Source organism: Kitasatospora sp. NPDC002551 (assembly GCF_040296005.1).
Taxonomy (GTDB): domain Bacteria; phylum Actinomycetota; class Actinomycetes; order Streptomycetales; family Streptomycetaceae; genus Kitasatospora.
Map to the genome: position 1 here is coordinate 128,838 of NZ_JBEOWI010000017.1, position 7,213 is coordinate 136,050.

At 73.8% G+C, this 7,213-nt stretch carries 8 protein-coding genes; 5 read left to right on the plus strand and 3 right to left on the minus strand.

The window, feature by feature from the left end; translation table 11 throughout:
- Window positions 1-10 precede the first annotated feature (10 nt).
- Window positions 11-553, plus strand: coding sequence for a gluconokinase (locus ABT093_RS17380; RefSeq protein WP_350565041.1), 543 nt, complete (start codon window positions 11-13; stop codon window positions 551-553).
- A gap of 38 nt (window positions 554-591) precedes the next feature.
- Here ABT093_RS17380 and ABT093_RS17385 read toward each other — a convergent pair whose 3' ends face one another.
- Window positions 592-1,059, minus strand: coding sequence for an SsgA family sporulation/cell division regulator (locus ABT093_RS17385; protein WP_350565043.1), 468 nt, complete (start codon window positions 1,057-1,059; stop codon window positions 592-594).
- Between the two features lie 365 nt (window positions 1,060-1,424).
- Here ABT093_RS17385 and ABT093_RS17390 point away from each other — a divergent pair, with 365 nt between their 5' ends.
- From ABT093_RS17390 to ABT093_RS17400, 3 genes are all read left to right on the plus strand, one after another.
- A complete protein-coding gene (locus ABT093_RS17390) occupies window positions 1,425-2,672 on the plus strand; it encodes a PucR family transcriptional regulator (RefSeq protein ID WP_350565045.1) in 1,248 nt (415 codons plus the stop codon).
- Window positions 2,673-3,117: 445 nt separating this feature from the next.
- The gene (locus ABT093_RS17395) at window positions 3,118-3,966 is read left to right on the plus strand and encodes a helix-turn-helix domain-containing protein (RefSeq protein ID WP_350565046.1); all 849 of its coding nucleotides are present in this window, start codon (window positions 3,118-3,120) and stop codon (window positions 3,964-3,966) included.
- A 104-nt stretch (window positions 3,967-4,070) separates the two neighbouring features.
- Window positions 4,071-4,805, plus strand: coding sequence for an alpha/beta fold hydrolase (locus ABT093_RS17400; RefSeq protein ID WP_350565048.1), 735 nt, complete (start codon window positions 4,071-4,073; stop codon window positions 4,803-4,805).
- 75 nt (window positions 4,806-4,880) lie between these two features.
- On the opposite strand, the gene ABT093_RS17405 is transcribed toward ABT093_RS17400, so the two are convergent.
- Window positions 4,881-5,717 carry an alpha/beta fold hydrolase gene (locus ABT093_RS17405; protein WP_350565050.1) on the minus strand — a complete coding sequence of 279 codons (837 nt, stop codon included), beginning with the start codon at window positions 5,715-5,717 and terminating at the stop codon, window positions 4,881-4,883.
- A gap of 98 nt (window positions 5,718-5,815) precedes the next feature.
- Window positions 5,816-6,478 (minus strand): hydrolase, encoded by a 663-nt coding sequence (locus ABT093_RS17410; RefSeq protein ID WP_350565052.1) that lies wholly within the window; start codon window positions 6,476-6,478, stop codon window positions 5,816-5,818.
- A gap of 160 nt (window positions 6,479-6,638) precedes the next feature.
- Here ABT093_RS17410 and ABT093_RS17415 point away from each other — a divergent pair, with 160 nt between their 5' ends.
- Entirely contained in the window at window positions 6,639-7,124 is a 486-nt protein-coding gene (locus ABT093_RS17415; RefSeq protein ID WP_350565054.1) for a GNAT family N-acetyltransferase, read from the plus strand.
- Window positions 7,125-7,213: the final 89 nt, after the last annotated feature.

Consider the following 7,213-nt stretch of genomic DNA (forward strand, 5'->3'; position numbering starts at 1 on the left):
GCGCGACGCGATGGAGGAGGACACCTCGACGGCCCCCGGCGGCGAGCGGCGCGCCCCGTGCGTCGTGGTCGTCGGGGTCTCCGGCACCGGCAAGACCACGGTGGCCCGGCTGCTCGCCGGCCGGCTGGACGTCCCCTTCGCGGACGCGGACGACTTCCACCGGCCGGCCGACATCGCCCGGATGGCGGCCGGTGTCCCGCTCGACGACGCGGTGCGCCGGCCCTGGCTGGAGTCCGTCGGCCGCTGGCTGCACGAGCGCGACGCGGCGGGCACCGGCTGCGTGATCGCCTGCTCCGCGCTGAAGCGGCGCTACCGGGACATCCTGCGCGCGGCCTGCCCCGGCGCGTTCTTCCTGCACCTGACGGCCGGCCACGACCTGCTGGCCGAACGGATCGGGCACCGGTCGGGCCACTTCATGCCCGGGTCGCTGCTCGACTCGCAGCTCGCCACCCTGGAACCGCTCGAACCGGACGAGCACGGCGCCACGCTGTTCGTCGGGCAGGCTCCCGAGCTGATCGCCGACGCGGCGGCGGAGGAGCTGGCGCGCGGGTGAGCGGGGTCCGCAGTCGTGGTGGTCGGCCCGTCAGCCCGTCAGCCCGTCAGCCCGTCCAGCTCGGCGTCCCAGTTGATCAGGGCGCCCTCGGTGCCCCGGGGGACCAGCGCGAAGCTCTCCCGGCGCAGCCAGCGCCGCAGCTGCCGGGCCGGCAGGTCGACGAGCACGGAGCCGTCCTGCCCCTGGAGCATGATCCGCAGCGAGGAGCGCCCGTGGCAGGTGCAGGGCGGCCAGATCCGCACGTCACCGGCGCCGACGGGCCGCTGCAGCCCCTCCCACAGCAGGTCGCGGGAGAACTGCCAGGTGCCGGCCTCGGCGGCGGCGCCGAGGAACACGAGGGCGACCGCGAACGGGTCGTCGCGCCGGTAGGCGAAGCGCACGGGGATGCCGAGGGACTGGTTCTCGCCGAGCACGATCCGCGCGTCGAGCACGACGTCGGTGCCGGCGGTCTCCGGGCACGGCTCCGGGCAGGGCTGCGGGCTGGGGAGCGGGTGGGGCGCGGACATGGGTCCTCCTGGGTCGGGGTCGGGCCGGGTGCGGCGCCGATGCGGGTGTGCGGGGCGAAGAGGGCCGTCCGCCGGAGGCCGGCGGCGGCGCGCTGCTCTCGCCTCGGGCCCTGGGAGCTGCCGACGGACAGGGGAGAGGCGGATCACCGCCCACGCTAGGAGGCGGTGCCGGGGGAGATGTTCCGGCGGTGCACCGCGGCATGACGATCCGCGCACCATCCGCCCGGCGCACCGGGATGGGACGCGGGCGTACCGCCCGGTAGCCACCGCTCTTCCGGGCACTGAGCGGGTGCTTTCTCAGTTTGTTGAAGGTTTGTCCATCCGGTTTCGCCTCTTGTATGAATGCGGCCGGGAGGTAACTGATCATGAAGAGGTGGATCCGGCGCGCGCGGCCGGCCGGCGAGGCGCTGCAGTCGTTGGTCGACGGCCTGGCCGAGGAGCTGGGACGCTCCGTCGTCATCGACGACCCGCTGGTGCGGATGATCTGCACCAGCCGTCACTTCGGCGACGAGGACCGGGTGCGGGTGGGCACGCTGCTCCAGGGCATCGCGGACGACGAGACCATCCGCTACGTGCTCTCCCAGGGCGTGGCGCAGTGGACGAGACCGGGCTACCTGGACGGCCGCGACGACCTGGGCCTGCGGCCGCGCTACTGCGTCCCCGTCCTCGAACGCGGCCACATGCTCGGCATCCTCATGGTGGTGGCGGAGGAAGGGGACCTCACCGAGGCCGAGACCGCGGCCATCGCCCGGGCCACCCGCGCCGTGGCCGCCGAGATGTACGCCGAACACCTGGCCTCCGACAGCGACGAGGAGCGGACCCGCGACCTGGTGAACCGGCTGGTCGGCCCGGACGCGGCGCGGCGCGGCGCGGCGCGCCGGCAGCTGCTGGACGACGGCCTGCTGCCCGCCGGCCCGCACGTGGTGGTGACCGGCGTGGCCGTCTCCGGACTGCGCGGGCCCTCCGGTCAGGTCGCGGTGGCGCTGCGCGGCGCCCTGGAGCCCTTCCGGCGGACCCGCACGGCCCACGGCCTGGCGGCGATCGAGCAGGACCGGGCCGTCCTGGTCCAGGTCTTCGACCGTGAGCCGGCCGCGGAGGACCTGGAGCCGCAGTCCCGCGGCATCGTCCGCTCGCTGGAGACCTTCCTGGACCGGGGCGCGACGACGGTGGTGGGCGTCGGCGGGCGCCAGGCGGACCTCGCCGACGCCTGGACCTCCCACGACCAGGCCCGGGTGGCCGTGCGCGCCGCCCGCCGGCTGCCCGGGCTGGGCGGCGTCGGGGACTGGGAGCGGCTCGGCGAGCACGCCGTGCTCCTCCAGCTGCCCGACAGCGCGCTCAACGAGTCCCTCCTCCCCAAACCGCTGCGCCGGCTGCTGGACGGCGGCGCCCACGCCCGCCTGGAGGAGACCCTGCGCTGCTTCCTGGAGAACGCCGGCTCGGTGCCGAGGACGGCGGAGATCCTGGAGGTCCACCGCACCTCCCTCTACTACCGGCTGCGGCAGATCCAGGAGATCACCGGCCTGGACCTCGACGACGGCGGGCACCGGCTGGTCCTGCACATGGGGCTGCGCCTGTGGGACCTGCTCCGCGCCCCCGCCGGGCAACCGTCCTGACCTGCGGCGTCACCGGTGACCGCTTGCTACAGAACGAGGACGCCGGGTTGCTACAGAGCGATGAAGCCCCGTCGGGCAATCCCTACGCCGGTCGGTGGTCAGCGGGGCGTGCGGGCGGCGAGAATCGTCACTACGAGCTGCCGCTCATGCCCGGCGACCCGCCGGGAGCCGATCCCTCAGCCATGCCCGCCGACACGAACGGATGCGAACCCGCCTCCTCGCACGTCCCCCTTCCGGAGAACCCCGGCGCGCTCGACGCCGTCGTGGACACGTTCCTCCCCCTGAGCACCTCCCGCGCCCGAACCCTCGCCCGCGCCGCGCCCCTCTCCCCGCGCCCCGCGACCGAGCGGCAGGCGGCGCGTCACCCTGACCACCCATCCGCCCTGAGCCACTGAGCCACACGAACCGGTCGGAGCCTCCCGTGATCCAGTCGGGTCCCTCACCCATGCCCGAAACCGCGCACCACCAGCCCGGCCAGGCCGCCCACGACGGCGGCGCCGGGTGCATCGACGTCCTCGCGCCGCCGCCCGGCGCCGACCCCGAGGACTGCCTCTACGTCGCCCTGCACCTGCACGGCCCGGCCTCGGTGCGCCGCGACGGCGCCAGCACCGCCCTGGAACCCGGCGACCTCCTGATCGGCACCACCCCGCACCCGGCGGGCCTGCTGTCCGACCCCGGGTGCCGGATGGTCCGCTTCCGCGTCCCCTGCTTCTACCTGGGCGTCCGGCACGGCGACGTCCGGCGCACCGGCGGGCTGCTGGCCCGGGGGGACGAGGGCATCGGCTCGCTCGCCTCCCAGTTCCTGCGCACCCTCGCCGCCCAGAGCCGATCCCACCACGCCCGGCCCGGCAACCACCTCGCGCGCAGCGTCTCCGACATCGTCGCCATCCTGGTGACCGAACTGCTCGAACGGGTCGACCCGGAGCAGCCGACCGCCGCGGCCGGGATCCTGGCACGCATCCGCGACCACATCGAGGAGAACCTCGCCGACCCGGAGCTCTCGCCCGAGTCGATCGCCCGCTCGCAGCACATCTCGGTGCGCTACCTGCACAAGCTCTTCCAGCAGGACGGCACGACCGTCGGCCAGTGGGTGCGCCGGCGGCGCCTGGACGCCTGCCGCCGGGAGCTGGAACGGCCCTCGCGCCGGCAGACCAGCGTCTCCGCCGTCGCCCACCGCTGGGGCTTCGTCAGCCACTCCCACTTCAGCCGGGCGTTCCGCGAGACCTACGGCGTCTCGCCGCGCGAGTGGCAGGCCTACGCCGCGCGCGCCGACGCCCGGCAGCAGGCCTCCTGACCCCCTCCACCCCCAGCCCGCCGGCCGGCGGGGCCGCCGGTCGACCGCGCGTCGACCGCGCGGACCCCGTCGGCCCGTCGCCATGCGAAAGGCCCGCCCCCGCCATGCCCTCCACCAGACCCACCGTCGTGCTCGTCCACGACGGCTGTTCCGACGCGACCACCTGGGTCGGCGTCGTCGCCGAACTCCAGCGCCGCGGCCTGACCGTGCTCGCCGCCGCCAACCCGCTGCGCGGACTCGCCCACGACGCCGGCTACCTGACCTCCATGCTCGCCGCCGTCGAGGGTCCCGTGGTGCTGGCCGGCCACGCCTACGGCGGCGCCGTGATCACCGAGGCCGGGACCGCCCCCAACGTCGTCGCGCTCGTCTACGTCTCCGCCTACCTGCCCGAGGTGGGGGAGAGCTACCAGGCGCTCGCGGGCCGCTTCGCCCCCTCGCCGCTGATCTCCCGGCTGCGCCGCACCTCGTACGCCACGGACGGCACGGACGGCACCGGCGCCGCGCGGGCGACCGAACTCTCGGTGCCCGGGGACTGCTTCGGACCGTTCGTCGCGGGCGACGTCGACCCGGAGCTGGCGGGGGTGCTCGCCGCGCTGCAGCGGCCCGTCGCCGAACGGGTGCTCACCGACGCACCCACCGCGGCGGCCTGGCAGGTCAAGCCGGCCTGGGCCCTGGTGACCGGCGCCGACCGGGCCCTGCCGCCGCCGGTCCAGCGCTTCACGGCCCGGCGGGCCGGCGCCACCACGCTGGAACTGCCCGACGCCTCGCACGCCGTGGCCGTCTCCCGGCCGTCGGCGGTCGCGGAGTTCATCCACGACGCCACCAGGCCGACTGCCTGAGCCCCCCGGACGCTGCCGCGCCCGGCCCCCGTTGTGCACGGGGGCCGGGCGCGGACGGGATCTCGGCCGGACCGGCTACTTGGCGAGGAAGGCCAGCAGCGCGGCGTTGACCTCCTCGGCGTGGGTCCAGAGCAGGCCGTGCGGCGCGCCCTCGATCTCCACGTAGTCGGCGGCGGGCAGCGCCTTGTGGAACTGGCGCGCGGTGCTGTCGATCGGCAGGGTGCGGTCGCCGGTGCCGTGCAGGATCAGCGCCGGCACGTCGATGCGGGCGACGTCGGCGCGGAAGTCGGTGTACCAGGTGGTCGGCGCGGCCGAGGCGGCGAAGGCGCCGCCGCCCGCCGCGACGTTCCAGCTGTTGCGGACGGCCTCCTCGCTGATCCGGCTGCCGAGGTTCTCGTCCAGGTTGTAGAAGTCGTTGAAGAAGTTCGTGTAGAAGGCGAACCGGTCGGCCTTCACGGCGGCGACCACGCCGTCGAAGAACTCCTGCGGGGCGGCGCCCTCCGGGTTCTCGTCGTTCTTCAGCAGCCAGGGCTCCAGCGAGGCGAGGAAGGCGACCTTGGCGATCCGCTCGGTGCCGTACTTCGCGACGTAGCGGGCGGTCTCGCCGGTGCCCATCGAGAAGCCGACCAGCACGGCGTCCCGGACGTCCAGGGTCTCCAGGACGGTGTGCAGGTCGGCGGTGAAGGTGTCGTAGTCGTAGCCGGTGGTCGGCTGCGAGGAGCGGCCGAAGCCGCGGCGGTCGTAGGTGATGACCCGGTAGCCGGCGTCGAGCAGGGCGGCGCTCTGCCGCTCCCAGGAGGCGCCGTTCAGCGGGAAGCCGTGGATCAGGACGACCGGCTGCCCGGTGCCGTGGTCCTCGTAGTAGAGCTCGATGGGGGCGGTGTTCTCCTGGCCGACGGTGATGAACGGCATGGTGAGGTCCTTTGTTCAGAGGTCAGAGGGGGTTGACCGGGCCCTGCCGCAGAGCTGCGGCAGGGCCCGGTCAGGGGGAGCGGCGGTGATCCGGCCGGTCAGCCGGCGGCGTGCGGGTCGATCATCGACTGGGCGTAGAAGACGCCGAGGCCGTAGGCGCCCGCGTGCTCCTTGACCAGGTCGGTCACGGCGACGTAGGTCTCGCTGCGGGCCCAGTCGCGCTGGAGCTCCAGCAGCACCTGCACCCAGGTGACCGGCACGGCGCCGGCGGCGGTCATCCGCTGCAGGGCGTGCTCGTGGGCCAGCGGGCTGACGCCGCCCGAGGCGTCGGCGACGACGTAGACCTCGTAGCCCTGGTCCAGCGCGGAGAGCGCGGGAAGGACCAGGCAGACCTCGGTCCACAGGCCGGACAGGATGATCTTCTTGCGGCCGGTGGCCTTGACCGCCTCGACCAGCGCCTCGTCCTCCCAGGCGTTCATGGAGGTGCGGTCGATGACCTCCTGGTCCGGGAAGACCGCGCGCAGCTGCGGGAGGATCGGGCCCGAGAAGGACTCGGCGGCGACGGTGGACAGGACCACCGGGACGTCGAAGATCTTGGCGGCCTTGGCCAGGCCGACGGTGGAGTTGATGATCGCGGTGCGGTCGCCGCTGCCGGTGCCGAAGAACATCTGCGGCTGGTGGTCGACGAACAGCATCATCGCGTTGTCGGGGGTGAGCAGGTCCGGGCTCGGGGCGGCGTGGACCGAGGCGAGGTCGACCATGGTTCTTTCCTTTTCGATACAGGGAATTGACGGTGCGTCACGCGCTCTCCGGTTCCCCGGGGCGCTACAACGACGACGCTAGTGCGCGACCGTCCGGCGCTCTGCTCGCTGTGCGCCCGGCACTGTTCCGAGGGCGCACGCCCGCCGTAGGGTGTCCCGAATGGACATCCGCACCGCCTCGGACGAGGACTGGCCGAGCATCTACCCGTTCTATTCCGCGATCATGGCCGAGGGCCGGACGTACGCCTTTCCCGAGGGGCAGAGCCTTGACGAGGCCGAGCCCTGGTGGATGGAGCAGCCCCCGGGCCGCACGGTCGTGGCCGTCCTGGACGGCCGCATCGTTGGTTCCGCCAAGATGGGCCCCAACAAGCCCGGCCGCGGCTCCCACATCGGCACCGCCTCGTTCCTGGTCGACCCCGCCCACCAGGGCCGGGGCGTCGGCCGCGCGCTTGGTGAGTACGTCGTCGAGTGGCACCGCGAGCAGGGCTTCCGGGGCATCCAGTTCAACGCCGTGGTCGAGACGAACGAACCGGCGGTCCACCTCTGGAAGTCCCTCGGCTTCGAGGTCGTAGGAACCGTCCCCGGCGTCTTCGACCACCCCGAGCACGGTTACGTCGGCCAGCACGTGATGTTCCGCCGCCTCTGAGAGGGCGTTCGATACTGATTTAGGCCGCCGCAGGCGGTTTCGGGCGGAGGTATTGCCCGACTTTGTCGGGGCTGGCGGTCAGGCGGGTG

Coding starts and splice junctions, on each gene's coding strand:
- ABT093_RS17380 (WP_350565041.1), top strand. CDS start 11: ATGGAGGAGGACACCTCGACGGCCCCCGGCGGCGAGCGGCGCGCCCCG.
- ABT093_RS17385 (WP_350565043.1), bottom strand. CDS start 1,059: ATGTCCGCGCCCCACCCGCTCCCCAGCCCGCAGCCCTGCCCGGAGCCG.
- ABT093_RS17390 (WP_350565045.1), top strand. CDS start 1,425: ATGAAGAGGTGGATCCGGCGCGCGCGGCCGGCCGGCGAGGCGCTGCAG.
- ABT093_RS17395 (WP_350565046.1), top strand. CDS start 3,118: ATGCCCGAAACCGCGCACCACCAGCCCGGCCAGGCCGCCCACGACGGC.
- ABT093_RS17400 (WP_350565048.1), top strand. CDS start 4,071: ATGCCCTCCACCAGACCCACCGTCGTGCTCGTCCACGACGGCTGTTCC.
- ABT093_RS17405 (WP_350565050.1), bottom strand. CDS start 5,717: ATGCCGTTCATCACCGTCGGCCAGGAGAACACCGCCCCCATCGAGCTC.
- ABT093_RS17410 (WP_350565052.1), bottom strand. CDS start 6,478: ATGGTCGACCTCGCCTCGGTCCACGCCGCCCCGAGCCCGGACCTGCTC.
- ABT093_RS17415 (WP_350565054.1), top strand. CDS start 6,639: ATGGACATCCGCACCGCCTCGGACGAGGACTGGCCGAGCATCTACCCG.